26 protein-coding genes are annotated in these 26,980 nt (G+C 40.4%); 2 read left to right on the top strand and 24 right to left on the bottom strand.

The window, feature by feature from the left end:
- Positions 1 to 15: 15 nt before the first annotated feature.
- The 4 genes from DWZ61_RS08195 to DWZ61_RS08180 all read right to left on the bottom strand — a co-directional run bounded on the left by DWZ61_RS08195 (position 16) and on the right by DWZ61_RS08180 (position 4,359).
- A complete protein-coding gene (locus DWZ61_RS08195) occupies positions 16 to 912 on the bottom strand; it encodes a hypothetical protein (protein WP_118538025.1) in 897 nt (298 codons plus the stop codon).
- 128 nt (positions 913 to 1,040) lie between these two features.
- On the bottom strand, positions 1,041 to 2,015 hold the full coding sequence (locus DWZ61_RS08190) for a hypothetical protein (RefSeq protein WP_118538024.1): 975 nt from the start codon (positions 2,013 to 2,015) through the stop codon (positions 1,041 to 1,043).
- A gap of 81 nt (positions 2,016 to 2,096) precedes the next feature.
- Positions 2,097 to 2,675: a single-stranded DNA-binding protein gene (gene ssb, locus DWZ61_RS08185; RefSeq protein ID WP_118538023.1), complete on the bottom strand. Its 579-nt coding sequence runs from the start codon at positions 2,673 to 2,675 to the stop codon at positions 2,097 to 2,099.
- Positions 2,676 to 2,769: 94 nt separating this feature from the next.
- On the bottom strand, positions 2,770 to 4,359 hold the full coding sequence (locus DWZ61_RS08180) for a DHH family phosphoesterase (RefSeq protein WP_118538022.1): 1,590 nt from the start codon (positions 4,357 to 4,359) through the stop codon (positions 2,770 to 2,772).
- Between the two features lie 133 nt (positions 4,360 to 4,492).
- Here DWZ61_RS08180 and DWZ61_RS08175 point away from each other — a divergent pair, with 133 nt between their 5' ends.
- Positions 4,493 to 4,843, top strand: coding sequence for a hypothetical protein (locus DWZ61_RS08175; protein ID WP_118538021.1), 351 nt, complete (start codon positions 4,493 to 4,495; stop codon positions 4,841 to 4,843).
- 30 nt (positions 4,844 to 4,873) lie between these two features.
- On the opposite strand, the gene DWZ61_RS08170 is transcribed toward DWZ61_RS08175, so the two are convergent.
- The 11 genes from DWZ61_RS08170 to DWZ61_RS08125 form a co-directional block, all read right to left on the bottom strand.
- A complete protein-coding gene (locus DWZ61_RS08170; protein ID WP_118538020.1) occupies positions 4,874 to 6,853 on the bottom strand; it encodes a hypothetical protein in 1,980 nt (659 codons plus the stop codon).
- Between the two features lie 85 nt (positions 6,854 to 6,938).
- Positions 6,939 to 7,361, bottom strand: coding sequence for a hypothetical protein (locus DWZ61_RS08165; RefSeq protein WP_118538019.1), 423 nt, complete (start codon positions 7,359 to 7,361; stop codon positions 6,939 to 6,941).
- Positions 7,358 to 8,494, bottom strand: a complete 1,137-nt coding sequence (locus DWZ61_RS08160) for a hypothetical protein (protein ID WP_118538018.1) — start codon at positions 8,492 to 8,494, stop codon at positions 7,358 to 7,360. Before DWZ61_RS08160 ends, DWZ61_RS08165 begins: the two co-directional genes overlap by 4 nt.
- Before the next feature lie 341 nt (positions 8,495 to 8,835).
- Entirely contained in the window at positions 8,836 to 10,182 is a 1,347-nt protein-coding gene (locus DWZ61_RS08155) for a hypothetical protein (RefSeq protein ID WP_118538017.1), read from the bottom strand.
- Positions 10,183 to 10,348: 166 nt separating this feature from the next.
- Positions 10,349 to 10,546 carry a hypothetical protein gene (locus DWZ61_RS08150; RefSeq protein WP_118538016.1) on the bottom strand — a complete coding sequence of 66 codons (198 nt, stop codon included), beginning with the start codon at positions 10,544 to 10,546 and terminating at the stop codon, positions 10,349 to 10,351.
- Complete coding sequence (locus tag DWZ61_RS08145) at positions 10,524 to 10,763, bottom strand: hypothetical protein (RefSeq protein WP_118538015.1); 240 nt, start codon at positions 10,761 to 10,763, stop codon at positions 10,524 to 10,526. The genes DWZ61_RS08150 and DWZ61_RS08145 overlap by 23 nt, the downstream gene beginning before the upstream one ends.
- Entirely contained in the window at positions 10,760 to 11,020 is a 261-nt protein-coding gene (locus DWZ61_RS08140) for a hypothetical protein (protein ID WP_118538014.1), read from the bottom strand. The genes DWZ61_RS08145 and DWZ61_RS08140 overlap by 4 nt, the downstream gene beginning before the upstream one ends.
- A gap of 106 nt (positions 11,021 to 11,126) precedes the next feature.
- Positions 11,127 to 12,071, bottom strand: a complete 945-nt coding sequence (locus DWZ61_RS08135) for a 3'-5' exonuclease (RefSeq protein WP_182427033.1) — start codon at positions 12,069 to 12,071, stop codon at positions 11,127 to 11,129.
- 88 nt (positions 12,072 to 12,159) lie between these two features.
- Positions 12,160 to 14,895, bottom strand: coding sequence for an ATP-dependent helicase (locus tag DWZ61_RS08130; RefSeq protein WP_118538012.1), 2,736 nt, complete (start codon positions 14,893 to 14,895; stop codon positions 12,160 to 12,162).
- Between the two features lie 93 nt (positions 14,896 to 14,988).
- A complete protein-coding gene (locus DWZ61_RS19715) occupies positions 14,989 to 15,135 on the bottom strand; it encodes a hypothetical protein (RefSeq protein ID WP_182427032.1) in 147 nt (48 codons plus the stop codon).
- Positions 15,136 to 15,213: 78 nt separating this feature from the next.
- Positions 15,214 to 17,151 carry an ATP-dependent helicase gene (locus DWZ61_RS08125; RefSeq protein WP_118538011.1) on the bottom strand — a complete coding sequence of 646 codons (1,938 nt, stop codon included), beginning with the start codon at positions 17,149 to 17,151 and terminating at the stop codon, positions 15,214 to 15,216.
- 178 nt (positions 17,152 to 17,329) lie between these two features.
- Between DWZ61_RS08125 and DWZ61_RS08120 the strand changes: the two genes are divergently transcribed.
- Positions 17,330 to 18,202 carry a hypothetical protein gene (locus DWZ61_RS08120; protein WP_147354699.1) on the top strand — a complete coding sequence of 291 codons (873 nt, stop codon included), beginning with the start codon at positions 17,330 to 17,332 and terminating at the stop codon, positions 18,200 to 18,202.
- A gap of 76 nt (positions 18,203 to 18,278) precedes the next feature.
- Here the strand turns inward: DWZ61_RS08120 and DWZ61_RS08115 are convergent, their stop codons facing one another.
- The 9 genes from DWZ61_RS08115 to DWZ61_RS08080 all read right to left on the bottom strand — a co-directional run bounded on the left by DWZ61_RS08115 (position 18,279) and on the right by DWZ61_RS08080 (position 26,913).
- Positions 18,279 to 18,545 carry a hypothetical protein gene (locus tag DWZ61_RS08115; RefSeq protein ID WP_147354698.1) on the bottom strand — a complete coding sequence of 89 codons (267 nt, stop codon included), beginning with the start codon at positions 18,543 to 18,545 and terminating at the stop codon, positions 18,279 to 18,281.
- Positions 18,546 to 18,661: 116 nt separating this feature from the next.
- Positions 18,662 to 18,817 (bottom strand): hypothetical protein, encoded by a 156-nt coding sequence (locus DWZ61_RS19710; protein WP_182427031.1) that lies wholly within the window; start codon positions 18,815 to 18,817, stop codon positions 18,662 to 18,664.
- Positions 18,818 to 18,831: 14 nt separating this feature from the next.
- Positions 18,832 to 19,629 (bottom strand): CHC2 zinc finger domain-containing protein, encoded by a 798-nt coding sequence (locus DWZ61_RS08110; RefSeq protein WP_118538008.1) that lies wholly within the window; start codon positions 19,627 to 19,629, stop codon positions 18,832 to 18,834.
- Positions 19,630 to 19,731: 102 nt separating this feature from the next.
- Complete coding sequence (locus tag DWZ61_RS08105; protein WP_118538007.1) at positions 19,732 to 20,649, bottom strand: sigma-70 family RNA polymerase sigma factor; 918 nt, start codon at positions 20,647 to 20,649, stop codon at positions 19,732 to 19,734.
- A gap of 19 nt (positions 20,650 to 20,668) precedes the next feature.
- Positions 20,669 to 20,905, bottom strand: a complete 237-nt coding sequence (locus DWZ61_RS08100) for a hypothetical protein (protein ID WP_118538006.1) — start codon at positions 20,903 to 20,905, stop codon at positions 20,669 to 20,671.
- A gap of 75 nt (positions 20,906 to 20,980) precedes the next feature.
- Positions 20,981 to 22,228 carry a hypothetical protein gene (locus DWZ61_RS08095; RefSeq protein ID WP_118538005.1) on the bottom strand — a complete coding sequence of 416 codons (1,248 nt, stop codon included), beginning with the start codon at positions 22,226 to 22,228 and terminating at the stop codon, positions 20,981 to 20,983.
- A gap of 26 nt (positions 22,229 to 22,254) precedes the next feature.
- Complete coding sequence (locus tag DWZ61_RS08090; RefSeq protein ID WP_118538004.1) at positions 22,255 to 23,640, bottom strand: hypothetical protein; 1,386 nt, start codon at positions 23,638 to 23,640, stop codon at positions 22,255 to 22,257.
- Positions 23,641 to 23,711: 71 nt separating this feature from the next.
- Positions 23,712 to 24,308: a hypothetical protein gene (locus DWZ61_RS08085; RefSeq protein WP_118538003.1), complete on the bottom strand. Its 597-nt coding sequence runs from the start codon at positions 24,306 to 24,308 to the stop codon at positions 23,712 to 23,714.
- Between the two features lie 115 nt (positions 24,309 to 24,423).
- Positions 24,424 to 26,913 (bottom strand): VirB4-like conjugal transfer ATPase, CD1110 family, encoded by a 2,490-nt coding sequence (locus DWZ61_RS08080; RefSeq protein ID WP_118538002.1) that lies wholly within the window; start codon positions 26,911 to 26,913, stop codon positions 24,424 to 24,426.
- Between the last annotated feature and the right edge of the window lie 67 nt (positions 26,914 to 26,980).

Here is a 26,980-nt window from a genome sequence, read left to right as displayed (position 1 = left end):
CTCTCGGTATAATAACTACTTAGTTTTTTTCTTATAAATAACGTACCCAATGATTCCCAAAACAATTAGACAACCTGCGGATATAATCCATGCAATCACTCCGCTATTGCTCTTCTCGACCACTTCTTCTACAGGCTCTGAGGTTGCTTCCGGTGTCTGTGTAGGTTCCGGCGTTTCTTCAATCTTCTGTCCGGGGATATCTACATCACCGATAGCTAACGGAACGATAATGGAGCAGTTTTCGGTAATTTCAAACGTATTTTCCTTGTATTTCAAAGGATATTTTCCGGTAAAGTCTGCGATGATGCCACCTTCCGTAATGGTATAAGTTCCTACAGGAAGCTGCTGTAAAGTTGTAAATCCATTTGCTTCATAAAGATCGATTTCCTGATAACCGCCATTTTCGTCTTTAATACCTACGAAGCAAGGCTCGTGAATAACATCTTCGACAGCGGCTGCAAATGTAACGAAGCCAAAGCGCGTATTTTCATCGACGGGAGCGGGCGTTTTTGCGTTTTCGCCGGCATCTCCAGTATAAAGTTCTGCATAGTCCTGTGGAGATAATGCATATCCTGTATTATCAATGATATATCCTGCAGCTTCCATTTCAGGAGTTAATTTATTAAGTTTACGAACTTGATCTCTTAAACCGAAGGCGGCCGTTCTTTCATCTCCATCAAGTTCATCAATTATAATGTTATTTTCTTCAAATAAGCTTCTCACAAACAGCCCATCTTTCATTTCTCCGATTCTGATAGAAAGACCAGGGAATTCGTATCCGGATTCATCTCCTGCTTCTACAACTTCTGTAGTATTCAATTCAGCTGCTTCTGCCTTGCCGGACAACATTCCGATCACAAGCATTGCCATGATCCATTTAATTTTTCTTTTTGCTCTAAATAATGTTCTCATTACGCCCTCCATTGTGCGTTTATTTATTAATGCCATTATAACGCATAATGATTATTCTGACAAATTTCTGCACAGAATTTTTTGCAACAAAAAAGACCGCTAACAATAGCGATCTTTTCATAGTCTTTTTATCTGTATCCCTGTCCCATATAAGGGGCAGCGTATTGGCTGTATCCCTGCTGCATCTGCACAACGTTGTTCGGCTGTGCATACTGCTGATTCTGCTGCGGCTTCCACATATTCTTATCAGAATAGTCGATCCGCTCGTTCTCCATTAGTCTGCCAAATGAAGTTTTCGCTTCAATGGTATCCTTCCAAAAACCGTACCAGGCTTCCTCGGAGAAATTCATCATCAGTGTAATCTTATCCTCGCACTGAGACAATCTCGCGCCGATCTGCGCTCCCTGCACAGGCGGAGCCATACAGTTCATGATCTCGATACAATAGGGTTCCTTATTGCCGGGATCCATATCGAACGTAATTTTGGCTGTTCTTGCTTCCGTAAGTCCCTTCTGATTTACCTTGTTGACATTCGGGGTTCTCATACCATCCCAAATGATAATTTTCTGATAGGTATTTACGGAAGTTTTATCAAGCTGCCCGTTCATAAACAGATTTCCTGCTTCCGCAATAGCATTTGCGACAACGCTGTTCTGCCTTGCGAACTTGGGATCGTTTGCAGCCATCAGCTTATTATAGGTATCACAAAGCGGATTGTAGTTATTGGGGCTCTCCAACAACACTTCTGCCGGTGTCCGATCCTTGAACGGACCAAATTTAATTTTCACCGTATAGGCTGCGGACTTTTTTTCTTCGGTCCCTTCCTGCTTTTGAGTAGTCAAACCCAGAGCCATACACAGTTTTGTCTTTTCAAAGATGAAACTTGGAAGGGTTCCGCCAAAATAAAACTTCACGCCCTTTGCTGATGCTGCATCAAAAATATTAATACACACATTTGATGTCTCCGACATTGCAAGCGCAGGGTCTCCTTCTCTGAATCCTTTTTTGGTAACGCTTGCGTAACAGCAAATTTTACCTTTGTATACATTAGCAGACTGAATAGCCATCTGCTGTTTTAAATTTATGTTCTCTGCAGTACTCATAATGCTCTCCTAATTTTTTGTAAAAAAAGAGGGATAAAAATCATCCCTCTTTCTTAAGCTTTTTAAATAACAGCCTACCTCTTAGTTGAACGGCAGATTGTCGGGAATGTTTATGAAGCCGTTATTGGCTCCCAAATTAGGCATTCCCTGAGGTGCCTGCTGTCCAGTGGGCTGCTGCATCTGGGGCTGTCCCATAGACTGCATTCCCATAGGCTGCTGATTCATCTGAGGCATTCCCTGAGGGGTCTGATTCTGCATTCCCATCTGAGGCATTCCGCCCTGAGGCTGCTGCATCTGGGGCTGTCCCATCTGAGGCATAGCACCCTGCTGAGGAGTCTGCTGCTCTGCGGGTTTCCAATCAACGATTTCAATGTTCGTTACACGAACCTGAATCGCATTCACCTGCTGGCCGTCCTTATTGGTATAGTTATTGGGCTGAACTTCGCCGATCACATTCACGCGGCCACCCTTCATGCCATACTTGGCCAGGAACTCTGCCTGTTTGCCATATACTGCGCATCTCCAGAAGATTGCCTCTTCCTTGTCGCCATTGCGATGATTGTCGGCTACCGAGAAATTGACAATAGGGGTTCTATTATTGCTGTATTTGGTCTCCAGGTCATTTGTGATGCGTGCGCTTGAAATGTAAATACTGTTCATTTATTTTTCCTCTTTCTTTCTGAGAACTTAAGTTCTCCAATTATCATTTTTGCTACGTCATTATTATGACAGAAAAGTATGTTAAAAGTTTCAGCTATCTGAGAACCACAAAATCCGTAATATTGATCTGCGTAGTTCTTTTATCTCTGAAAACATTTGCCCCCACTTTTCCGATCAGATCAATGACGGATACGTGCTTCGAAAGCATAGAAATCTGTTCCTTAGCATGAAACATGATTGCTTCATAACCGACTCCGGTGAACTTCAATGTATCTTTGTTTTTACCGATGACAGAATAATTATCCACAGTCATCTGCAAACGAATCACCGGAGCAGGGTTTCCCTCTCCAAAAGGTTCCAGGGAAAGGATCTGTGCTGCCACCATGGGGAAATCCACTTCCAAAACTTCGATATCATAGGGAATTGAGTCGTCGAATATAACGTCCGGCAGTTCCTTTTCAATCGCGTTTTTGAAAACCATGATATTTTCTTCCTTCATAGTGAGCCCAGCAGCCTTTAGATGTCCACCGAATCCAACAAACAACTCTGCATGTGCTTCCATCAGTCCAGCGAGGCTATAATCATCGCTCTTGCTTCTTGCGCTGCCCTTATAAAATCCCGTCGTCTCATCTTTCGCGAGCACAAAGGCCGGCTTTCCGGTATATTCCGATATCTTTCCTGCGACAATACCAACGATTCCAAGAGGAATCTTATTATCTATCACAAAAATAGATCTGTCTTTTGAAGTTGCCATCGCATACAGGTCAATTCTTGACACCACTTCTTCCACAAGTTTTTTGCGAAGATCGTTTAATTCGAGAAGTTCATTAACTTTTTCTCTCTTTTCCCGTCCTCCGTCGATGAGAGCGACGACTCCCATCTTCGCACCATCGTCTTTAAGCCGTCCGCAAGCGTTAAGTACAGGCACAATATTGAAAGCTACGTCCGTCGCAGTGCTGCCTTCGGAAAACTTCTGCGCTTCCAGAAGTATTTTGAGACCTTCGCTTCCTTTTCCACGCTTCATGTTTTCCAGACCGTCAATGACGATCTTCCGGTTATCTTCCGATATTTCCACACTATCGCCAATGGTCCCTATTGCAGCAAAGCAGCTGAGTTTCTTCATGACCGGATGATCTTTCCCGAAAATTTCTTCTGCCAGCTTATAAGCAATGCCTGCTCCACAGTATTCCGTATAATCTGCTTCACCAACGGCTTTCGGATCCACAATGATATCTGCTGCCGGTAATTCTGCTCCCGCTTCGTGATGATCCAGGATAATGATCTTCATGCCTTTTCGCTTTGCTTCTGCGATCGGTTCTATCGCTTTGATTCCGTTATCGATCGTAACCAGCAAACCTCCATTCGGCACACGCTCAATGATCTTCATGGATAAGCCATATCCTTCCGAAAATCTTTTGGGAATGATCAGCTGATATTTCAATCCTATTGCTGCAAAAATATAGGTCATGATGAGCGTTGACTGAATTCCATCGTCATCGAAATCAGAGACAAGTGTCACGGGCATATTTCTCAATTTTGCTTCGAATAAAGCATTTTTTACTTCATTCAAGCGGTAAATTCTATATTCGGGAACCATGTGAATAATTTGTGCGATAGACTTTCCTGTCTTTTCAACCACAAATTCTTCAACACTGTTTCCCCGTGTTACTTTTTTCCAGTTCATTTTTGCCTCCTTCTATCTTTCTTAAATCATCATTAATATGACAGAAAACTGGCACGACATTTTTGTGCAGAAATTCCATGTTATTCATAAATCTTTCATATTAATAGAAACGGAAACACCAAGGAGGATTTATATGGTTAAGAATCTATGGAAGCAGATTGAAGTCGTCTGCGGGAATCATGAAAAAGATTATCCCATCATGGGGTTGAAACAAGGGCATAGGTCTTTGTTTTATTCCTGCCCCAAGTACTATCCAGACGCCAGACAACCAGGTGAACTTGCCTGCAGAAATCACGTCAGTACAGAAGATTTTGAAAAAATATTAGAGAAATTATCCGCCGAAGCAGAAACGCAGATGCTATCTGGTCAGAAAATTTGTCTTAAAAATATGAAGTTCAAAATTAAAACTATCGACGTTGAAGTAATTTATCATGTAGATGACGTGATTCGAATCAAAGTTAAAAATAAAAAAGCATTAGAATAGGGAAAGCGGAGCATTTAGCTCCGCTTTTTGTTATCTTACTTCTTCTTTGACAATTGTTTCTTTTCTTGTAGTTTCTTCTCCCCGGGCCGCTCCGGTCATTTTCTCTATCTTTTCTATGAACGGGGATTTAATGGGAGGCTCAACATCGCGGTAAACCGTTTCTGTTTCCTCCATCTGTTCAACCATACCGTCTTTGGTGTATACCTTGGAAGAAGCACTTTGAGGAACTTCTACGTGTTCTACTTCAATGCTTTCCAGTGCTGTTTCATTGATTGACTCTTCTATTTTATCCACCTCATCATTCTCCATTGCAGGAATTACAGTTATGTCCGGTACTTCCGGGGAAATTTCTTCCTCAGGTACAAGAATCGGTCCATCGGGAGTATAATCTTCCTGCGCAGAGACAATCATTTCGGAACCCGATATATCGGGAACAACAGGAGGAACCTCTGGCGACAGCTCGTTCAAAGAATCTATCAGTTCCTGATCGTTTTCCGGAGCTCTCAAAACTTCCTGTTGATTATGAATTAAATAAGGGGCGACTTCCTCCACAGCGTTTCTCACGCTAGATTCTGGATCCTGCGCCAAATCAACGAGGACCTGGGAAACTTTTCCGTCAATAGCGCATCTGACAACAGCTTCTCTTACTTTGAGATCTTCGTCATGGCTAAAAGTGTAATGTCCGAAATCAGCAAACTGCATCACATTCTCTTTTTCCTGAACTGTTCCGTTTTTGACTGTTTGGAGAATTTGTTTAATTTCTTCAGGTTTATCATTTTTCAGAATATAATCTAAATGATCTATATCTCTCACATCAATGATTGTTCCACCAATATCCACAGCCAGATAGGGCTTCTGACCTTCCTGATTGATGAGCTGGACTTCATATTCTTTCTCATATTCAGTTCCGGCTCCAACAACGATTGTTTTAAGGTCTTCTTTATCCCCCTCCTCGCAGTTATTCTCTTTATCATCCACAGCTATGGTGCTAAGAACGGCCTCTCTTACTTCTTTCTGATTACCTTCCAAAATATTCTTATCAACTTTTTCTTTATCTGCAAGATCTTTTTGATCAGCAGATTTTTCAACATCGGTAATAATATCGGATTCAAGAATAGCATTTTTCTCGAGTTCCCTGGTGTGCTTATCGAAACCTTTATCCATTCTGATCTGTTCTACGGCATCACGGATATCTACTTCTTTGCTTTTGATAGCTCCGAGCTTATTAAAAGTAACGCCACCGATAGCACGGAACGTATAAGTTGCCTGGCTCTCAAGGGTTCTCTTCATAGGGTTTGCATGAGAGATTAGAACACTGTCACCGCTTCTTTCAAATTTGAAGGCACCTTCCTGTGTTTTAACATAAATGGTTCTCTTGGTATCGTAGCACAGTTTGGAAAGCTCCAGTATCTTTTCATGATCAGTCAGCTTCTCATTGTTCAAGATTTCCATTTTTTTGGCGATCGTCTGTCCGTTTTCTCTTGTAGCAGCCTCCCGGTTCTGTTCTTGTTCCTTGTAAGCATTCTGGATTGCTTCGTTGTACATCTTCGCACGGCTTTCCTTTGGCATCGTGAGTTCAATAACTCTGTCACCGACCCATCTTACTGGGGTTAAAGCAACGTAAGCGACCTTCTTCATTACATTTACGATACCGAGACCAATTCTTTTTAGAAGAGATTTTTTATTGGCATTATCAATCATTTGCCGAGCTTCTTTTTCCTTTTCTCGTTTCTCTCTTGCAAGAATCGACGCCTTAGCTTTTTCAAAAGCCTCCTCTTCTGTCATATCATCTGCCTTTTCTTCTTTATCTTTTTTAGCAGAATGCTTTTTTCCTTCAGGAGTCTTTTCTACGGAAGGTCCCGTCTTCTTTTCTTCGGGCTTACGATCATCTTCAGTAGTGTCTTCTACAGAGATTGGTTCTTCCTGCGCAGATTCGACTGCCTGTTCTTCCTGAACAGAATCTGCTTTTTCCTGCTGTTCCTGTTTTTCTTCAAATTCTTTTTCGTACATATTTTAATCCTCCTGCGAAATGTTACGAAATTTGTTTGTTAACATTAATATGAAAGAAATTGTATATAAAAAACTCCGGGTATTTCTACTCGGAGTCTTTGCACTCTTTTTTCTTTTTCCGCCGTTTTATGTCAATGCCTGTGCACATCAGTAAAACGAATCGGAAAAAATTTTTTCTTTTCTCTTTTTTCCGTTCTTTCTGTTCCTCAGTCAACTCTTCCTTGTATTTGCGCTTTTCCTTATATTGCTTTCTTTGTGCTTTGAAGCCGTGTTCCAGGAGGTAAGTTTCAAAGTCTTCTTCGGAAATGCGTTTTTTGAAAAGCTGATCTCTCCACTCCATGCCGCAGTCGGCGCAGAAACAATTCTTTCCGTTGGGGACGGATCTTAAGCGGATCCGCTCCCCCCTCAGAAAGCATTTTTCCTTCAGTTCCGGATCATTGCCTGCGACAAAATATCCGGTCTTTTTACTGCCGCACACGGGACATGACGGTGTTACTACGATCCTCATCCCGCCACCTTCGAGAGGTTATTTAAGAAATTGCGATAAGCCTCTTTCTGGTAATCTGATAATACAATCATTCTCGGAAGACTTACGAGATAATCATAGAAATCAGTAGGTTCAGAGATTCCTTTGTTGGAAATATCTTCTAAAATAACTTTCCGATTCTTGATTCCGATAATGGAACTTAAACCGAGTTTTAAAGACAATTCCATCGGGGAAAGTCTGCATTCCTCGAAGTAGCGTCTTTGTCCTGCGACAAGGTCCTGATTATGTGCTTCTGAAACGAGAATATGTTTCTTAAGCGCATTTTCGTCAATCGTGCCATCAGCTCCGATCACGCCGTCTTCGCCATACGTAAGAGGAATTTCTCCTAACGTATAATAATCATCCGGCTTGCAGTCGTACTTACGAAGCGTAGTATAAAGCGTATCTGCATAATAGCCGGTATCGGAAATCTTAAACAGATATCCTTTATAGAATTCTCCGCAGACAAGCTCAGGCATCTCTATGTACACTTCTGTACATTCATGCGTAATGCTCCAGCTGATTTCTCCTTTCGGGAACAGCTTCTCGATTACATCTGCAATAGCCGTTCTTTTGCAGAAACGTACTTTTTTTGAAAATACAGAAACCGCCTTATTCAAACGCCCATCGGTGCGATACAGGATATGCATCGCCGAATCACTGTCCTGCAATGCGCCTACAAGCGCGTAATTTCGAATGGAGCCGGCCTGCTTAAGGAATCTGCCTCCTATACCATTCAAACGTGCTGAGAGCGTCTTATACAGGGTCTCGCCTACAAAGAAACGTTTCGTGTATGCTGTGGGGAATTCGATAAGCGTCTTTGACTTCGCTCTCATTTCCTGAATCAACGACAACTGATCCGAATTTAAGGTATCGATACGAAGTGCTTCCATATTGGTAACAACATATCTTCCGTCTTCCGTATAACGGATATCTCCATCATTGATTACATGAAAAACAGCTCTCGTAGGACTGATTTTGTAATAATCGAGAATACGTGTCTCTAAAGGGTCAACTTCTGTGATATATGTATTCTCATCAACGAACATCGCTTCTTTACGGAAAGAATCAAGATCCGTACCGTAAGCTGCATATTTATCTAACAATAAATACATTCTTTTATCCTCCTTCTATCACTTTGTTTACGTCTTTAATATGAAGGAAAACATACCTCTAAAGTTAAATGTAGAAAATGAGAATATGTAATCACCCCCTTCAGAGAAAAGTGATATCAAAGTCCTGTCCCGGCATACGCCGTCCAGTCCTTAGATATCTTTTACATATAACCTAACGGGATTTTTGAGCCGCTGGCGGCTCAAAAATTGGTTCCACTGGAGACGCAATCCACGTTTTCGAAGAAAATACTCCACACTTCCCCATCAAAAATAATTTCAGGCACGACAAAAAGCCCGGTTTCCCAGGCATTTTTGCAGAACTATTCTACGGAACATTAATTTTAGGTCGGACTATACACGTATCTTTTTGCGGTACTTAAAGAAACGTTCAGTCTGGAAGCGATATCTAAAAGAGCCATACCTTTTTCACGAAACTTTTTTGCAGACGAAATAAGCCTGCGGATCATCTTTTGTTTCTGTGATTCCTTGCGGGCGTTTTTGCTCTTTTTATATTTGCGGTATTCGCGCATATAATTTTTCTGATATTCCTTTTTGTTCGTGCAGTCGTAACCGCAGCAGGAAGCAAGTTCCGTCGGCACGCACAGTTTTTTCAAAACCGTTTCCATGCGGTAATAATAAAGCTTCCGGGGACGGCTCAAACTAATCACTTCTTTTTCGCGCATCGGATGCTCGAACCCACGGTTAAAATTTAAAGTGGCTAACTTTGCCTCGTCTTCCGTCATGCCTGCCTGCATGGAAAAATTCCAGTAAAGAAAGCACATGACCTCGCGGAATCCGATGTCGTAACCATGATCCTGCAAGATCTCAAGAAAATGGCATCTTTCGCACAACATTTCGCTTACGCTTCTGGAATTGATTCCGCAGATATGTATTTCGGGGCCCCTTTTCTTCTTTTTCTTTTCTGCTTTGTACCAGTCGGGAAGCTTCGGTAAAATTTCATCTGCGAGTTCGTGAAAATCATAACGCTTGCCGTTGGAAACCTTCTTTACCTGCACGAAGTACTGCTCGTCTATATGAAAAGACGGCGTACCGAAAGGTTCGCCGGGATTAAAGCTTTTTCCCCAGATTGTATTGAGGCTTGTAGGAACGCGGACAAAAGATGTATAGGGATTGTATTCGGCGTGGTACAGCGGATTCAGCGTGTTGATCGTGACGATAAGTTCTTCCTGAATGCGGCGCAACAGTGTCAGGACGTTTTTTCGCTTCTTTTTATTGAATCTTGGCAGAACAATGCCGCCGTCATTCAACAGATAAATGAAGCGCATTCTGCGTCCATATTCAATGTATGTAGGCATGGGGAAAAAGACCTGCTTTTCGATAAGATCTTTCTGAAACATCTGCCATACTTTTAAGGGATCCAGCAATTCGCCGTATTTGTCCGTAAACTGGAAATCGATATCGATAGGAATGCACTGAACGGAACGAATGTTATCGACCGTCGCCTTCTTTTTGCCATAGAAAGTAGAGACAGACATGTACAGGTTACTCGTAGGAAGCTTGTCCATTCTGAAGATTTCCGAGACATGTTCATCACAAAAAGTCTTTCCATATGGAAAGATGCCTGACTTATTGTTTCCGCCCCAGAGCTTTAAAAAACCTGCGGCGTCTTTTCCGTAAAATTCATTGATGTATTCCATATCGCTTTTCGTCAGACTTAACTTTGCCATAAACACTCTCCTATTTTTCTTCTGGTACTATTAATATGAAAGATAGTATTGTGGAACACAGAATCAGATTCTATATGGAATTTGATTCTGCGATCCGGAATACCCGTACCATTAATATGAAGGATTTGGCGAAAAGCTCATTTTTCTGCACAGAAAAACCGCATGTCTAATACATGCGGCTCTTCATAATTTTTCCGTAAGCATCACCGGTTATGTTGTTGAGCGCTTCAGCTACATAACCAGCTATTTCGGCTTGATCGACGTGTTTGCAGCGAGTGCAAGGCTTACTGCAATACTTAGCTCTTCGACATTTGCGGCAGTCGCCATCCAGCTTCCACTGCTCATTTTCCTGTATTCTTTCCATTTTCTTCCTCTCCTATTGTCCGATAATCGCCGTGGTACGCAACAGAGCCGGTAATGTTATCCCATTCGACGGGAGCCCCATTCCTAATGGCTGCCTGTACCGCATCCCAAACAATCGCCCTCTCTTCTCTTTTTGATATATCCCGGAGCTGTTCATCCGGAATATCAACTTTGATCGTTCCATACATCATTTTGTCTACTACTGCCTCGATTTTCATGATAAAATCTCCTTTACTTTCTGAAGCTGTTCCGGCGAAAAATCCATAGCTTTATCGAAAGTCATTGATCCGAGCCATAAAGCTGTTTTTACTTTCTCCAGATATCTTTCGGCTTCCTCTTTTTCTTTTAATAACAAGCTTGGCTCATCGAGTTCCCCTACCTCATAAAGAAACCGTGCATCGTGGAACTCTGCATTCCAATCCGAAAATTTGAACACCCAGTGGCAGTCCACAACAACGTATTCTTTAAAAAACATCTACGACTTTTTCTCGATAGATACTTTGTGATTCGCCCAATAGGTCAGAACATAAGCCTTATCTCCTTTTGCGAATTCAGACGCTTTTAACATACGGCTCCTTCTGTTAGGCAATATTTTTCCAGCTTCTCCAGTTGTCTTTGTCCCGGAGCAGACGGAATTTATCCTTTCCCTTGGATTCGGCGATCTTAGTAAGTTTATTTTCGACATCATTCATATCTACCCATTCGAAGATATTGAATTCGTTGTTCTTGTCATCTTCGCATACCCAGCAAGAAGAATAGATATCGTAGTAAACTTCGTAGAAATTTTCAGAGAATCGCAAGGTCACGTAAATACGCTGCGTCCTTCCGGCTTTCCAGTATTGATATGATGAAATCTGTGCCTTATGTTTGGATTCTTCCAGAACCGGCTTTGATTCAAGAAATTTTTTCAGTACGCCGACACCAACGTCCCAGGTAGCCAGAATATCATCCGAAGCATTGTGGAACTGGTATGTTTTTCCGGGATACAGAATACCAAGGATATGACTCAGCTTTCTGCAGCCGTCATGTTCATCTGCGAAGATATTTTCCTTAACGATACCAAAAATATCCACTACCTCTTCCGGTTCAAAGGACTCTTTCATTCTGCCTGCATAAGCGGTCATGAATTTGATATCGAACCCGACATTGTACCCACTGATCACCGCGTCCTTGTGCTTTTCAAAAAATCCTTTTACAACAGGCCAGGCATCTCTTTCTTCCGGTTTATCCTCCAGAAATTCATTCGTGATACCATGGATTGCGATCACTTCATCTGTCATTGTAAACGGCGGTTTGATATACTGCTCTATCTCATCTGTTTTCTGATAGAACTGCCCCACTTTTTCTATAACAACGGCAGAAAATTCAACGATAACATCCGCATTCTTTTTAAGTCCTGTCGTCTCCAGGTCGAAGATCAAAAATTTTCTTCCCTGCATGACCGCGTTATAAAACCGCATGGTATTGGCTTTATTGCACCAGTAATGCTTTCCGCCCATACCAAAATAGTTCCATATATTAGACATAATATATTTCTCCTCTCTTTCTTTTTGTCTTATGCCATTAATATGAAAGAAAGTCATAAGAAAAAGACGGGCAAGCCCGTCTTCCTCTTTATTTTGTGAGTTTGTCAAACTCTTCCTCGATATCCTTTCCGACATTCTCGTAGCACTCTTTCAGGAAGATATTGAAATTCTTGTCCTTAATCGTGCCGAATGAATAATACAGACCGGTAATGACAAGCTTCTCTCTTGCTCTGGTTGCGGACACAAACAAAAGCCTGCGTCTTTCCTCCAGTTCATCGATTCTGCTGTCGTACCGGATCAGCTTATTGTCATATTTGGTAATGGAATTATAAACAATATCCCATTCCAAACCTTTCGAGGAATGAGCTGTTGTAAGTGCCACTCCGGGATAAGGAAGTTTCTTAGAGAAATTGTCTTCGCTGCCATATACTTTGAAATTATAAAAGTAGTGGCAGATCTTTCCCCAGGTCTTATTGTGGTCCACGACTTCAAGGAAATGGTCGTAGACTTCATCCGGCTCGTTTCTCAATAATTCTGCCATCTGCCGGAATGCTTCCTTCTTATTTTCGTCGGTAAATTCAGCGAATTTTTCGACGTATTCGTGATACTGCTTTAAATATTCATTCTGCTGTGCTTCCGGAAGTTCAAAGAACTTTCCATGGCATAAAGCATTCAGATAAGTAACAATATCAACATCAGCTTTTTCTTCCGGATGTGTCAGGTAATTCATCAGAGACACACAGGCTTGTACTCTGCTGTTTTCAGAAGTAGTCTCCGGGACAAGAAGAATACAAGGAATTTTCTTCTCCTTCAGAATATCTTGCATCTTTAACAGCTCGTACTTGGACATTGCAATGAACGCAATATCCTTCGGATCCTTACCGGAAGCGATATCCTGCTCGATTGCTTTCGCAATCTCCGCATATTCCTTTTTGGAATCAAAATATCCCTGTACTACCGGAACCATTCCATTATCCGGTCTCGTAGCAACCAGGCTCTTCTCCATTTTCTCCTTGTTGTTTCTAAGGATCTTATTTGCGAAGTTGATCACGCCGGGAACCGAACGGAAATTGGCGAGCAGATTAAAATCCTGCCCCTGGCAGCACATCAGATCAAAGAAATGAATGATGTTCTTCGGGGAAGTATCTCTGAATCCATAAATCGCCTGTGCATCGTCACCTACCACCATAAGACTGGTTATAACACTGCTCTGGCACAAACACTTGATGATATTCAGCTGCCGCAGGTTGGAATCTTGGAACTCATCCACGATCACATGCTTAATGCCTGTGCTGCGGAAATATTCCGGGATCATATGGTAAAGATCAATTACCATCCACTCCTGGTCGGCGTATTCCAGGTAATTCTCTTCGATCAGCTTCTTATTGTATTCCTGATACAACAGCATCAGCTTTTCGAGAGTTTCTCTGGTGATATTCTTCTTATCCACGTCCAGCTTTTTCAGAACAAATTCCAATGTCTCATCAGTGATGGAGACGATCCGGTTGGATTTGAAAATATCGAAAATTTTCTTTGCGATTACAAGTCCGCCCTTCAGATAAGCTTCGTTTGCTTTCAGATTCCGGTAATTTAACCCCGGCACTTCCACACTCGAAACCAGTTCTTCGATAATCCGCATCCGTTCGCCTTCTTCGATCAGCATCGGAACCGACGTAAATCCCAGGTAGCTGTAACACTTGGAGATAATATCGTTTCCAAGACCGTTAAAGGTTGTGGAAATCAGTTTATCCAGATCGATACCGGAATTTGGAATCAGTGTCTCCACATAATCCTTGATTCTAGTCGTCATCTCTTCTGCTGCCGCATTCGTAAAGGACAAAACACAGATTTCTTCAGGTTTATATTCCTTTTTCAGAAGTTCAGTGACTCTCATTCCGAGAACCATGGTTTTTCCAGCTCCGGCTACGGCATTGATCCTTGCCACGCCGTATTCGAATCTAATGGCTTTTTTCTGATCCTCGGTCAGATTCATAACATTTGCAGGTGTTTTTGCCTTCACTTCTTCGATTGCTTTCGGGGCATTTTCGAATCGGCATACTGCTCTGAATTTGCAGTTACTGCAGACATCCGGATTACAGATGATCTGGCTTCCGGCTTCAAAATCCTTGTACAGTGTATAATAATGCTGATCCAGGGTTGTCGGAAACTGCTCCGCATCACTCAAGGATACGACATTTTTTCCTGCTCCATCGAAGAAATCCAGGTCAAAAATTCCTTTATCGAAATTGTCGTTTTTCTTCTTTAAGAAGTAAAACGATGCCTTAACTTCGACGGGAAATTTTCTGTTAGGATCGATGTACGTGAGAAGCTGCTTTCCGTAATACAGCATTGCGTATAACGGAAGACATCCGGCTACCGATTCGTCCAGTTTTCTGCCGGAAATGGTAATATCCGGTTTTTTCAGGAAAAACTTAACGATTTCAAGCGTTTTCCCGTTATAAAAAAACATATCCGGATCAACCGTTACCTCAATACCAAAAATATCCATTGTGGACTCCGGCGCAAGCTGCGGCACTCGGTTGTCGCTGGAAACGTATCTTTTGATGTACTTGTTAGCTAAGTCATCGCAGACAATTTCTCTTGTTTTTCCTGCCAGCATATCTTCCTCGGGATACGCCTCATCGTTAATGATCTGTTCTACCTGCTGCCATGTCAGTTCTTTTCTCATGTACCCGTAGATACATTTACGGATTGCTTCACGACGAGCAATATTTGTATTAGCCTCTTTAATTGAAGAGAGTTTATGCTGTCTACGAAACTGACAGCGATCCATTCCCTTCAATTGGTTCATTGTATATTTCATTTATCTTTCCTCCTTTTATCTATATGACATTATTATTATGAAAGATAACAAAGGCAAAAAGAAAAGCCTGGCAGACACCAGACTTTCTTAATATTAAGCAAGCACCTTATGTGTTCTTTTATCAAACACATATGTACAATATTGGCCATTTTTATAAACGGTTAATGTACTGTGCTTTCTAGGATTAAAATTAAATCCCTCGTCATTTTTTTCTAATAAATTTTTAATGAAATTGATCATTGCTATTCCTCCCGTTGTCTTTGATGCCATTAATATGATAGAAAAACGCATTTAAAAGAAAAGGAGTCTTTCGACTCCTTATCCTGCATATTTTTCAATCTCTGCAAATGCAAACTGTTTATCACGATCAATAGATTTTGCTTTTCCCATATCAAAAAGTTCTCCGACAAACATGCCAGGGCTTTTAATACAAGAAACTTCTACTTCTTCTTTTGCTCTGGTAAAAGCAACATAGAACATTCGCCGCTCTTCTTCCAGTCCGGCATCTCCATTTTCTTCAATAGAACGAATAAGGGGAACATTCCCCTTACTAACGTTCCTGATCCATACGTGATCCCATTCCAGACCTTTTGAACCATGAAATGTAGATAAACGCACTCCGTCAGGATTATTGGCGCAATCATCCAGAAATTCCTGAAAGTCTCCGATATAATCCATCCATTCTTCCATGGAATCGAAAGAATTAGCTTCAGAAATAACATCATGCAGCACTGCTTTTGCCGTCTCATAGCTTAGTCCCCGAAATTCTGCAGCCTGTTTTACCCAGAGTTCAAAATCCGTATCGACGATGGCTTTCAAAAACATTTTGGGATTCATTTTTCGAATTCTTCCCAATGTTTCTTTTAATTCATCGAAGCTGTTAAGAATTCTCCGGTATCTTCCAGAGTTATACTCCGTCGTATCAAAATAAGCATTGACGCATTTTTTGATAGAAGCTTCGCTGAGATCACAGTCTTTGAAAAATTCCGTTTTCAGATATCTGGACGGACAATTCAAAATTTTTGTCAGATACGCTTTTCCATTATTAGGAATTTTATCTTCCTTGGGATCATACAGCTGCGACAGCTGGTAATACGCATTGATTGCCTCAAAAACATAATGGTTATGAATATTTCCTGGGTTCTCTTTAATGCTTACCGGAATGTCGGCTTTCTTCAATAAAGGGAGAATTGTTGTCGCTTCGACGTTTTTTCGGTAAAGCAACGCAATCTTACAATACGGGACCTCCTTGTTGTCATGTAGCTCTTTGATCCATTTGATAATAGCGAGGTTTTCATCCAGTTCATCACCATAGATCCCGAACTTTAAATCTCCTGCGTTTTCCCGGCCCGCTTCAAATTTCTTTTTGAATCTGGTCTGGTTGTGATCGATTATCTTTCCGGCATATTCGACGATCTTTTTTCCGCTCCGGTAATTGGTGGATAGGGTGAATTTCGTCGCATCTTTGAATTTCTTTTTGAAATTCAGCATGATACTGGAATCCGCCGAACGGAATCCGTAAATAGACTGGTCATCATCTCCTACCACACAAAGATTTCCGTGCAACTCCGCCAGCTTATAAAAGATATTTGCCTGGATCCGGTTTGTGTCCTGAAATTCATCGATGATAATGTAATCGTATAACGACTGATACCGATGTAATGCTACCGGATTCTGCTTAAATAACTGAAGTGTCAAAATAAGCATATCGTCGAAATCGATTTTATTTTCGGAATGTTTCAAGTTCTCATAACCTTTGTATAACGGTGCGAAATTCACCTGCGTATCACATACAGGGATCATTCCGTTATATTCCTTATACGGATCGAGTCCGGCATTTCTGGCATACGAAATCATCGATATGATCGAATTAGCTGCTTCGTCCAGATACGCCTTATCAATACTGTCTTTTAAGGCAGTTTTAAAATACTTTTTCTGTTCCCATTCTTTCATGATGCTGTTTCCGTTCAAGGAAGGAAATTCCGTCCTTAAAATACCGAAGCAGATAGAATGAATGGTTGCGAAACAAACCTCGCCATTCTCAGGATATTTTTGGTGGAATCTTTCGGACATTTCATTAGCTGCGTTCTTAGTGAATGTAACCATAAGTATCCGCATAGGATCCACTTTTTTCTCAGATACCATATAATGTATGCGTTCTAGCATCGTTGTAGTTTTTCCGCTGCCGGGACATGCCACAACAAGTACTTTTCCGTCGATTTTCTCAACGATCTTGCGTTGTTCTTCAGATAACATAACTTTTCCTCCTCTTTTCAATAGTCTTCTTTATTATTATGACAGAATTCTTTGTAGTAAAATTTTCCGTGTTTTCGTCAGATTTCTAGCATAATAATAATGAATAGATAATGAATCCCTGCTTTTACTCCGTGCAGCGACAGAGCAGGGATAAATAGCTGTACAGAAAGAGGAATATATGGCACGACTAAACAATGTTTCTCTCTTTGGAATTGTTGCGGAGGATCCTATTATAATTATGGACGATGCAACCGGCAGTTACAAAAAAGGACAGGCTTTTTTAATTGTCGCAAGTGCTAACAGAGAGAATGGAATCAGTACCAATGTTTTCTATTCCAAGCCATTTCTTTATTCGGAAGATCCGGATATTGTTGCTGAAATGAGTAATTGGAAAAAGAACGATCTTGTATCGGCAAAAGGCGTTATTACTACCCTAAATGCAAATAAGGGTACGATCTGCGCCCACTGTCACGAGAAATCTTCCCGCCCCGGCGAGGTATCTCTCATCACTCCTATTTATATTGAGACGAGATATACAGGGCTTGAAGAAAAAGAAGCAACCCGTATCCTTAATGAAAAGAGAGAAATTTCCAATCAGGTTTATTTACTCGGATCGCTATGTGATGATGTAAATGGCCGGAAAGAATCTACAATTTACAAGGACATCATTAGCCAATCTTCTTATAAGGGCATCGCTGCTTATCAGATTGCGGTTGACAGAAAATATTACCTGAAGCAGGATGTCCCCACAAACCGGACAGATTACCCCCACATTATCAGTGTCGGAGCTAAAGCAGAGCAGGACTTAAAGTGCATTCATAAAGGATCCATGGTTTTGGTAGACGGTATGGTTGTTACCAGGGAATTTCGGAGAACAGTCACATGTCCTCATTGCGGCAAACAGTTTGACTGGCCGGAAAAAGTGCTTGAAGTACTTACTTTTGGCACAGAATATTTGGCAGACTTCATGACTCCTGAAGAGTATGATAAATTGCAGGCGGAAAAGTTGCAGGCTATCAAAAACGACATTTTTACATCTTCCGCAGAATAGGAAAAACACCGGGTTATTCCGGTGTTTTTCTATACAAATCTTACTTCGTTCATTCTTTGTAAATCTTAGTTTCATTTTATTTTTCTCTACCCAATTTTCTTCCACATTCAGGGCAATACTTGATAGGAATGTGAATTGTTCCAACTCCATCTCCACCAAAATATTCATTACAAGTTAAAATCAACTCCGGGGTAGTTGTTTGGTAATCATGAATCACACCATCCCATTTATCATTTTCCAAAACATTTCCGTTCAAATCGCTGCTGAATGGCATATTGTTATGATACGGTAATTTGGGTTGTTCCCATCCAAATTTTACATCTGTTCTTCTTTCACAGTACATACACATAGTAATCTCTCCTTCCAAATCTAATGAAACATTTTTTAATATCAACGGCTTTTGATTTATCATCATTAGAAATCGGAATCTACGTCATCAAAAACGAACCAGTCAATGCGTTAATCGCAGTAAGCGCATTTTAAATGCGCCGCTGCTTTCCGTGCATTATTTGATTCATAACCCATATTGCGTGTTCCAGTGTTGAAACCACTAAATCCTCTGTTCAATGCATTCTTGTCTCTTTCTTTTCTCTTTTTATTTGTCATATGTGCCATGATCTTTCCTCCTATTATACGGGCTTTTTAACCGTAAGTGCTTGATAGATTCGTTCACAAATACCCATGTTTCGTTTAAATTTTGTAACAGCATGATAAGCTAGTTCCTGTGACGGAATAATTTTTTCGATCACATCATTGCTATCAGCTAGTTTCTTCCATTTCCAGTACATTTCCACTGACTTTCTCATGATCAGATCATAAAATACATCCGGCTCTTCCTGGAATAAGGAATTTAAAGTAACGATCTCTTTTTGATAACCGATAAACACTTCATCCTGTGTAACGCAGTCTGTTTTCTCGGTATCGAAATGCGGATTGCCTTCATCATCAAAAGAAAGAAAAACATTATCTTTTCCCAAAGATAGATTCTTGCTCTTCACTTCGTCTTCCGATTCACACAATGCCGCCGGCAGATACGCTACGACCGTTTGGCGAAGCCCCAAGGCTTCCAACTGCTCCTTTTTATAAGGCTGCTCCTTACTCGGATCATATTCTCCGTCCTCGAGGTAATTATTAACACCTCCAAGCAATGTAGCTATCGTCTTCCTTGTCTCGTAAGGCGACGTCCCCAAGAAGTTTCGGGCCATGGAAATCACTCCGCCATTTGCGCCACAAGAAAAGCAATGATATCCTTTCGGGCTGACGATACAACGGTCTAAGTCCGTATCTCTTTTTCCTGCGTTTTTCTCGTGTTCGGGACATTCTATAAATATAGAACTACCTCTTTTTTGCATTTTCATACCGATTGCTTCTGCAATTTCCACACAGTCGGCGTCTTCATATATTTTCCGGTCGTTAAACCGTCTCACAATGTCACTCCCTTTCTCTTAATCTGAAATTAATATGAAAGAAAATGAATATAAAAAGAACGCCCGCTTTTTGTTGCAGGCGCTCAATATATTTTTTCGGTATTAGAAAATAGATGTATTTATCTGCATAAACAATTTTGCATCCTCAATTTCATCCGGCGCTGTCTTCGGAATAAAATTGATTTCCTGGCTGTCAATTTCCTGACGGATAATTCTGTTCTGAAAAAGCTGTTCTCTTTTAAGACTCGCACCGAGCGTTCTGATTGCAGTATTAAGCTTGCGTCGAACTGTTGCCTTATTGATGTTTAGTATTTCAGCAATTCTTGCATCTGGAACAGGTTCACCGGTTTCAAAACCATAACTCAATAATACGATTCTCTTTGCATCTTCCGGAAGTGCGTTTTCAATCGCTTTTCTGATGGAAATGGCTTCTTCTTTTGCCAAAGCTTTTGCTTCTGGTGAGTTGTCGATCCCGTTGATGTCGGATAAAAAGTCTGCCGGAATCGTATCCAGGTGAACTGTTTCACTGAAATGAATCTGTTCAAGGCAGGTGTTAATTGTCGTGATAGGCAGACCAGTTCTTTCAGACAGTGTGTGAACGTCGAATTTGACACTCTCTTTTTCCATGGCATTCATGGCTTTTTTAATTTTAGCAATCGCAGCGCCATAATACGCTGAAGTATTGGAATATTCGTTTACAAACTTTTGTCCAGCATGAGCAACGATTCTGCTGATGTAAGTTGTGAATGCGCCTTTATTAATATCATACTTAGGAAGTTCTAGGAAAATATCCAATGCCGCACAATCGAGCATTTCTTCAAAATGTTTTGTGTAATAGGTAGGATATCTGCTTTTTAAAATAGAAATAACAAATCTCTTGACGGCAAGCCAGAGTTTTTCAAAAGCAAAATCTCTCTCTTCTTTGTCAGCTGGATCCAAAGAATTAAGATATACCGCTAACTCATTGATCTCCTGTGTCTTCAGTTCATCACTTTTCTTAACATTTGAATTAATACCCATTTTCTTCTCCTTTGCTAGATCATTTTTGTTCTAAAAGTTCGGCGAATACCTTATTTTTTAGAACTGGTGAATTTTTCTTGTTTCTGATGAATCGCAGAGCCCACCTTACGTTGTTAGCAAATATGATTTGAGTCTGAGTGGATGCTGTCCAATTATTGTAAATTTCGAAAACGCTTTTTGATAATAGATTATTTTCATGAATTAGAAATTTCAGTAAACTATCGGATATTATTTTTAATTCTTCATTCTCTGTCATTTTTGCGACCTCCGAAACACTAAATATAATATACCACATAGAATGATGTTATAGAAATTTCTACACAGAAATAAATTAGTCTACCACAAAGTTTAATTTTCTTTCAGAATCCTGACCCGCCCAATAGCAGCTGATTCTTTTAGCCCCTCCTTCCTTGGTCGCTATTACAGCTGAATCGTCTTCTTCTGAAGTGCCATATATGATTTTATCGCTTTCGACAAATTTATACATAAAAGAAACGCAACCGGACTGTTTATTATTGGATGTATCCAGGGGATATATTTCGACTTTGTCGTCTCCAAAATACAAAGTTTTACCGAAGTGCTCCGGAATAATATTACCAGAAAAATTATCTTCTTCCATGTCTGTAATCTCGTAGTCTCTATTTTCCAGCGAAATTTTTGTATTCAATTTTCCGTCCACAAATCTCGAAGTAATAGCAAACATATAATCTTCGTAATTTATTTCCACAGAAGTACCGGTTTCTTTGTTTGAAAAAATTATCTTTTTGGAGTTATCGTGGAGCAAAGCTACTGCCTGCGGCAAAGGGCGTCTGTCTTTTGCAATTTCGGTAGGGAAAACAATGATTGTAAAGTTATCTGGCATAAATCCATCTCTAACATTGCAGGTAATATGAAATGAGTTGAACCACATAGTATCCAAAAATTTAGTGTATTTTGTCTCGCAATGTTCCATAGTGGAATCTTCGAGCCGATATTTATCATATATTAATTTTATCTGCGTCGTATCCTCCATTTGTCCAGGTGCATCTATTTGTTCAGTTTTTTCTATTTGCCCAGTCTTTTTTGCCTGTTCAAATTCTTCGTTTTTTTCCAGCGTTTCTGCAGATGTGCTTTCAGCAGCGTCATTTATCAATTCTTTGATTTCGTCAAAAGCTTCGTCTGTGGTCTGTGACTTGTATTCAGACATTATTTCCACTTCATTTTCTGCAGCAATAGCCGCAGGCGTTTCATTGTTTGTGAGCTGTTCTTTCCTTAAAGCCTGACCAATATCTTCTTCTCTATCGTTGAAAATCTCGGTTTTTTCTTTATATATAGGCAAATCTAAAACTTTGCTTCTGAGAAAAGGATATTTTTCAAGAAAAAGATTTTTTGACATCAAAACATCTCTGAAATAAATATCTTCTTCTTTTATAGATACACCATCTGCGTTCATTGCAACAAGGGCGGCGAATGCCGATTCTTTTATTTTTTTTCTTTCAACGCAAATGTGTTCATTTTCAGATAAATAATTAAGCTCTTCTATTTTTAATAATACAGAATATTGAGCTTCAATTAAACTATCTTTGTCGGTTATTTTCATGAAATTTTTTCCTTTCTCTGAATAAGTTATAATTTCACAAAACTATCAATGCTTGGCGCTATCAAATAGCCCGAATCTTCCCCCAAATATTCTCTCAAGGAAGATTCTTTTATCTCATATCCAATTTCGCCGTCTTCGATCCTGATAACGGCTTCTCCATCTTTGCCGTTTTTACGACTATGCTCCGCCTTACTGCGGAGCAGGCAACTGAAGGCCCCCGTAACCTCTTTTGTCGCAAACGCGTTCAGGAACAGCGCTATTTGCGGATCATCTGTCAATTCATCTACATGTCTCATCGTATATTTCTGAATTTCTTTTGCAGCATTAAATAATTGTTCAGCAATTTCTTTTGTCTCTTCGGCATAATACGGAATTATTTCCGGAACGGATTTGATTTCTGTGGCAATCTCCTCTTTATCAACAGCAGCTTCTGCATCATTTTTCTGTACTGCTTCTTGTATAATCGGTACCGGTATAGCTTCGACAACCGGGGAATGTTCTAACTCTGTTGTTTCGGCAACGAGTTCTTCTGCTTCAGAAGAATTTTCCACATCATCAGGCAGCGGATCTTTTGCAAGATAAACAGGCTCGTTTTCCGGCTGCTCAACAACACACTCATCCTCTATCTCCGGAATTTCCGGTGAAAAATCGACAACCTGTTTAACGGGTTCTTCTTTATATTCGGGCTCTTTATTGAATTTTAATCCAAATAAACCATGAGATTTGTTTTTGCTACCAGATTCTTCGGGAATCTGTACCCAGGGAATAAGTTGTTTAACTGTATCGTAATCCGGATCATCAAACAGGTTTTCTTTGTAAGCGGGAAATATACTCTTGATGTCGTCGCCCATGTGTTCCAGGATCTGTTTTTGGAAGAAATAGTCGTCATGAGCAAACATAAAGGCATAATTATACTGTCTACTCATTCTATTTTCAATTTCTATACCTCTTTCTTCTATCTGAATGCCTTCCATAAAATTCTCATAATCCGTTAATTCCCATAAACGGGATCCGGTCGTGATGACATTAATGTTGTTGGCATAAAAGGTATTCCTGTCGCAGTTGGCATACGTACCGTGATCGATGATAATGAAGTCATAATTTCGCTGCATTAATACAAAAAATGGTATAGGTCGGCAATAATGGTAATAGTCCACCCCTTTGTAATTGAAATAACCGACATTCTCATTATCATCATAATCCAATTCAGAAGCAATTAATTCAAAATGCTTCGATGCATTGTCCTCAAGAACAGCCACTTTATAATTGAGACTACGTAAAGTGATTGCGATGTTGATTGCCAAATGTGTTGTTCCTGTATGATGAGCCGTACCTGCTATCCCGATTCTCTGCATCGTCTTTTCTGTTGACATTGACGACTGATTTTTTTTGTTCCCGCTAAAAAATCCCATTGTAAAAAACTCCTTCAACGCCAAAAGCGGATATTATATAATATCCGTGCTGGCTGTTATATTTGTCATTCTTAATATCTCTTTTTCTGAATTTCCGCGATACGCTGTTCTCTTCTAGCATCCATCTGCCGACTTGCATATTCTCTTCGATACAATTCATCGGAAACTTCGGTTGCAATATCATTCATATCGATCGCATCTTCCGAGAAGAAGAAATGCACAAAATCTGCATTGAAAATCAGCCGAATGCAGTTTACTCCGCCCTTTGGAACTGTCGCCGTCAATGCATGCATAAGCGGATCTCCTGCCACTACATAACTATCTGTTTCTTCCGTTAAAGGGATAATGCTCAGGATCAGCGAGGGGATAGGTTCATCTGCATCATCTTTTGCATAAAAATCTCCGGAGGATTTCGTGTACTGTTCCAGAATTTTCCAGATTTTTGCCAGACTGATATCCTGCTCTGAATCAAAACGAATATCTACCTGCATAATGCCGTCGCGCGGAATAATATTGATCTCCGGTTTATAGACATCTTCCTTATCCATGATCTTTACCGGTTCTCCGGCTTTATTTAATAAAACATACTGGATTCCAATGATAGCCTTCGCTTCTCCGTTTTCGTCCAGTCCGTTTATAACGTTCATAATTTCGGGGATTGTTTTCATAAAAATACCTCCTTAATATTCTATCATTAATATGAAAGATTTTTGTTGTTCTGCCGCATTTTTCTGCACAGAAATTTTCTCGAAAAAAGAGACCGATTTCTCGGCCTCTTTTTGTTCAATCTTCACTCGGCTTTGTGGACATCAATTTATAAAGTTTGGTGTCTTTTGGAAGATCGTAGTTAAATGGAACCACCGTTTTGCCTGTATAAAGCAAGCCAGTTCCTTCCGGTTTATCTTTGATGTAATCAATTAAAGTGTCGCTTACATCAAACTGTTCCTGGATTTCACTTCGTCCAATATTAGACTGACTAAGCATAGCCACAAATCCGCTATTATTAAAGATACCTCTTCCTTCAGGTGTAATTAAAAGATCCTCTATATCCTGCGTAATGCCTGTCATTATGCCATGATATTTACGACATCTTCTGAAATACTCTTGAAGCATGGTTGCTGAAGACGCTGTCTGAACCATCAAATAAAATTCATCGAGGTATACCCACGTAGCTTTATTTTTGTGCTCGTCTTTGTTGCGGACGATTCTGTTCCAGATATCGCTCAAGCAAACCATCATACCAAATTCCTTCATATTCTTCGGCATAGGCTTCAGATTATACACGATAAAACGAGATTTTGGATCGATATTTGTTCTATGCGAGAAAACGTCGTCGTTACCCACACAGAAACGCTCCATTGCCATTGCTAATTGATGCGCTTCCGGCCCATCCATATCCAGCAATGCACTATAGAAGGTCGCGAGTGTCGGGGAAGAATTTACATCAATGGTTATTTCAGGATTAAATTTTCTCATTTCTTCCAAGTTGGTAAGATAATCCTTATAGATTATTTTTGTTACTTTTTGAATCGTATTTATTTCGTATGGTGTTAAGCCGCCCATTTGTTTTGTTGCCGATTCGCATAAGGAAACAAGATAATCTGATTTTTTCGCTACAGGGTCATCATTATTACTTGCGGCATAGTTGATGTCCATATCAAGTGGATTGATATGAGAATCACTTCTTTGAGATACGTTGATTACTGCCCCACCAAACTCTTCTGCAATCGGAACAAATTCTCCGTCTGGATCCATAATAATAATATCGTCTTCTGTATCAAGCAGGTTAGGAATAATTTCTCCCTTTGCAAAGAAGGATTTACCTCTACCGGACTGGCCTACAATCAATCCATTCGGCAGGTAGCTGTCTCGCCTGTTGTAGACGATCATATTCTGTGTAATAGGATTCAAACCGTAGAAGTGTCCATTCTGATCCATTAATTCCTGCACTGAGAACGGGAATAATGCGTCGATGGAATCTGCAGTAAGCATACGGTCAATTTCTGTATAATTCACGCCGAGCGGTAAGCTTGTCTTAAGGCCCGCAGTCTGCTGTCCGTACAAAGTATTTGCCTGGCAGGAGAAATCGGAAATTCTCATTTTCAAAATGTCAGAATATTCTTTAAGCTCGTCCAGTGAGGTTGCTAACAAAGTAACCGTTACTGTGGTAAAGAACAATTTCTGATTATGAACAGTTACTTCTCTAACCAGTTCCGCCGCTTCCTCTCTTGCTGTTAACAGATCTTCTGAAATTAATGATGGATCATAGTTATTTTTAATAGCCTTTTGATTAGCTTTTACCACTTCTGACTTAATGGCGCTGTTCTGGGCTTTCACATCTCTGATAGCCTTCTTATGAGGGCAGGACTTAAAAATTACAGAGGTAAGCATAGTACAAGGAATATTCGTGATCTCCGATAGAAAGGAAGTATCCATGGCCGTTGGAAAATTGCTGATCAGGAACGTTTTTGCGAAGTTATGTTCTCCGAGCTGAACCTGTGCCATTCCGTTCATGTAATTACTTGGAGCAATGAGATCCTTGGTCGTTAATCCTTTTTTGGAAAGCTTTTCTAATGAAAATTCGCCGGCATCGTCCTTGTAATCATTCAAAAGACTAGGGAAGAAATCTTCTTCTCCAACTTTGTAAATATCGTGAAGGATACAGATGCGTTCTTCGATAGTTAACGGACGCACACCCGTTTTATTGATTTCTCTCACGGCATTATTGGTTTCTTCGTCCAGTGTGATGAAAGTCCGATTTGCCATGATTACGTCCGTGGTTTTCAGTGTAAGCGTAATGTAGCGCTCTTTCTGAATGTCGTTTCTACCTTCTTTAATTCTGTTTTCCAGAATCGCGTTGTATTCGTCACGATATTCCTGCTGCCGTTTTTCTCTTTCGATCTCATCTTCAGTTCTTCCAAGACCGCTGCCGTTTTTGGGTTTTAAGAAAAACTTTTCCTTAATTTTGTCGGCAGAAGTTTTGCGGTTGAAAATAGTAAACTGTGCCGTTACGTTTGGTGCGTATTTGCTTAAGAGTTTGGAGTAACTCTTAAGAATCTCCTCCTGTTTATCCTCTTTTTCGGTTGCAAAGTTCATATCACCGAAATAATAGGATTTGGAAAAAAGCCCCGGTCCGATTTTAATCATGCCATTGGGATACATTTCCTCATAAGGAATACTCTGCTGTGCTGTTTTTGCACGGCGGCCTTTAGCCTTCTTGATTTCGGTCGGCTGCTGCTTCTGTGTTTCTTTTTTGTTTTTGAATAAAGGCATAGTGATCTCCTTTCATTTGTTTCCTTCTATAATTATTATGAAAGAAAGCATTTCGAAACACAGAAAA

The organism is Clostridium sp. AF34-10BH, assembly GCF_003478095.1.
GTDB classification, from domain to species: Bacteria; Bacillota; Clostridia; order Lachnospirales; family Lachnospiraceae; genus Acetatifactor; species Acetatifactor acetigignens.
The sequence above is the reverse complement of the archived record's forward strand: the minus strand, read 5'-3'. Positions and strand labels throughout refer to the sequence as shown.

Bases quoted from the DNA above. Each gene is read 5' to 3' on its own strand.
- DWZ61_RS08160 (WP_118538018.1), bottom strand. From the start codon at position 8,494: ATGTATTTATTGTTAGATAAATATGCAGCTTACGGTACGGATCTTGAT.
- DWZ61_RS08125 (WP_118538011.1), bottom strand. From the start codon at position 17,151: ATGTTATCTGAAGAACAACGCAAGATCGTTGAGAAAATCGACGGAAAA.
- DWZ61_RS08100 (WP_118538006.1), bottom strand. From the start codon at position 20,905: ATGACAGAGAATGAAGAATTAAAAATAATATCCGATAGTTTACTGAAA.
- DWZ61_RS08080 (WP_118538002.1), bottom strand. From the start codon at position 26,913: ATGCCTTTATTCAAAAACAAAAAAGAAACACAGAAGCAGCAGCCGACC.
- DWZ61_RS08115 (WP_147354698.1), bottom strand. From the start codon at position 18,545: ATGTACTGTGAAAGAAGAACAGATGTAAAATTTGGATGGGAACAACCC.
- DWZ61_RS19715 (WP_182427032.1), bottom strand. From the start codon at position 15,135: ATGATCAATTTCATTAAAAATTTATTAGAAAAAAATGACGAGGGATTT.
- DWZ61_RS08085 (WP_118538003.1), bottom strand. From the start codon at position 24,308: ATGAAAACAATCCCCGAAATTATGAACGTTATAAACGGACTGGACGAA.
- DWZ61_RS08190 (WP_118538024.1), bottom strand. From the start codon at position 2,015: ATGAGTACTGCAGAGAACATAAATTTAAAACAGCAGATGGCTATTCAG.
- DWZ61_RS08150 (WP_118538016.1), bottom strand. From the start codon at position 10,546: ATGGAAAGAATACAGGAAAATGAGCAGTGGAAGCTGGATGGCGACTGC.
- DWZ61_RS08090 (WP_118538004.1), bottom strand. From the start codon at position 23,640: ATGGGATTTTTTAGCGGGAACAAAAAAAATCAGTCGTCAATGTCAACA.
- DWZ61_RS08195 (WP_118538025.1), bottom strand. From the start codon at position 912: ATGAGAACATTATTTAGAGCAAAAAGAAAAATTAAATGGATCATGGCA.
- ssb (WP_118538023.1), bottom strand. From the start codon at position 2,675: ATGAACAGTATTTACATTTCAAGCGCACGCATCACAAATGACCTGGAG.
- DWZ61_RS08105 (WP_118538007.1), bottom strand. From the start codon at position 20,649: ATGGGTATTAATTCAAATGTTAAGAAAAGTGATGAACTGAAGACACAG.
- DWZ61_RS08175 (WP_118538021.1), top strand. From the start codon at position 4,493: ATGGTTAAGAATCTATGGAAGCAGATTGAAGTCGTCTGCGGGAATCAT.
- DWZ61_RS08130 (WP_118538012.1), bottom strand. From the start codon at position 14,895: ATGAAATATACAATGAACCAATTGAAGGGAATGGATCGCTGTCAGTTT.
- DWZ61_RS08180 (WP_118538022.1), bottom strand. From the start codon at position 4,359: ATGAACTGGAAAAAAGTAACACGGGGAAACAGTGTTGAAGAATTTGTG.
- DWZ61_RS08095 (WP_118538005.1), bottom strand. From the start codon at position 22,228: ATGAAAATAACCGACAAAGATAGTTTAATTGAAGCTCAATATTCTGTA.
- DWZ61_RS08135 (WP_182427033.1), bottom strand. From the start codon at position 12,071: ATGTCTAATATATGGAACTATTTTGGTATGGGCGGAAAGCATTACTGG.
- DWZ61_RS08145 (WP_118538015.1), bottom strand. From the start codon at position 10,763: ATGAAAATCGAGGCAGTAGTAGACAAAATGATGTATGGAACGATCAAA.
- DWZ61_RS08170 (WP_118538020.1), bottom strand. From the start codon at position 6,853: ATGTACGAAAAAGAATTTGAAGAAAAACAGGAACAGCAGGAAAAAGCA.
- DWZ61_RS08120 (WP_147354699.1), top strand. From the start codon at position 17,330: ATGGCACGACTAAACAATGTTTCTCTCTTTGGAATTGTTGCGGAGGAT.
- DWZ61_RS08165 (WP_118538019.1), bottom strand. From the start codon at position 7,361: ATGAGGATCGTAGTAACACCGTCATGTCCCGTGTGCGGCAGTAAAAAG.
- DWZ61_RS19710 (WP_182427031.1), bottom strand. From the start codon at position 18,817: ATGGCACATATGACAAATAAAAAGAGAAAAGAAAGAGACAAGAATGCA.
- DWZ61_RS08155 (WP_118538017.1), bottom strand. From the start codon at position 10,182: ATGGCAAAGTTAAGTCTGACGAAAAGCGATATGGAATACATCAATGAA.
- DWZ61_RS08140 (WP_118538014.1), bottom strand. From the start codon at position 11,020: ATGTTTTTTAAAGAATACGTTGTTGTGGACTGCCACTGGGTGTTCAAA.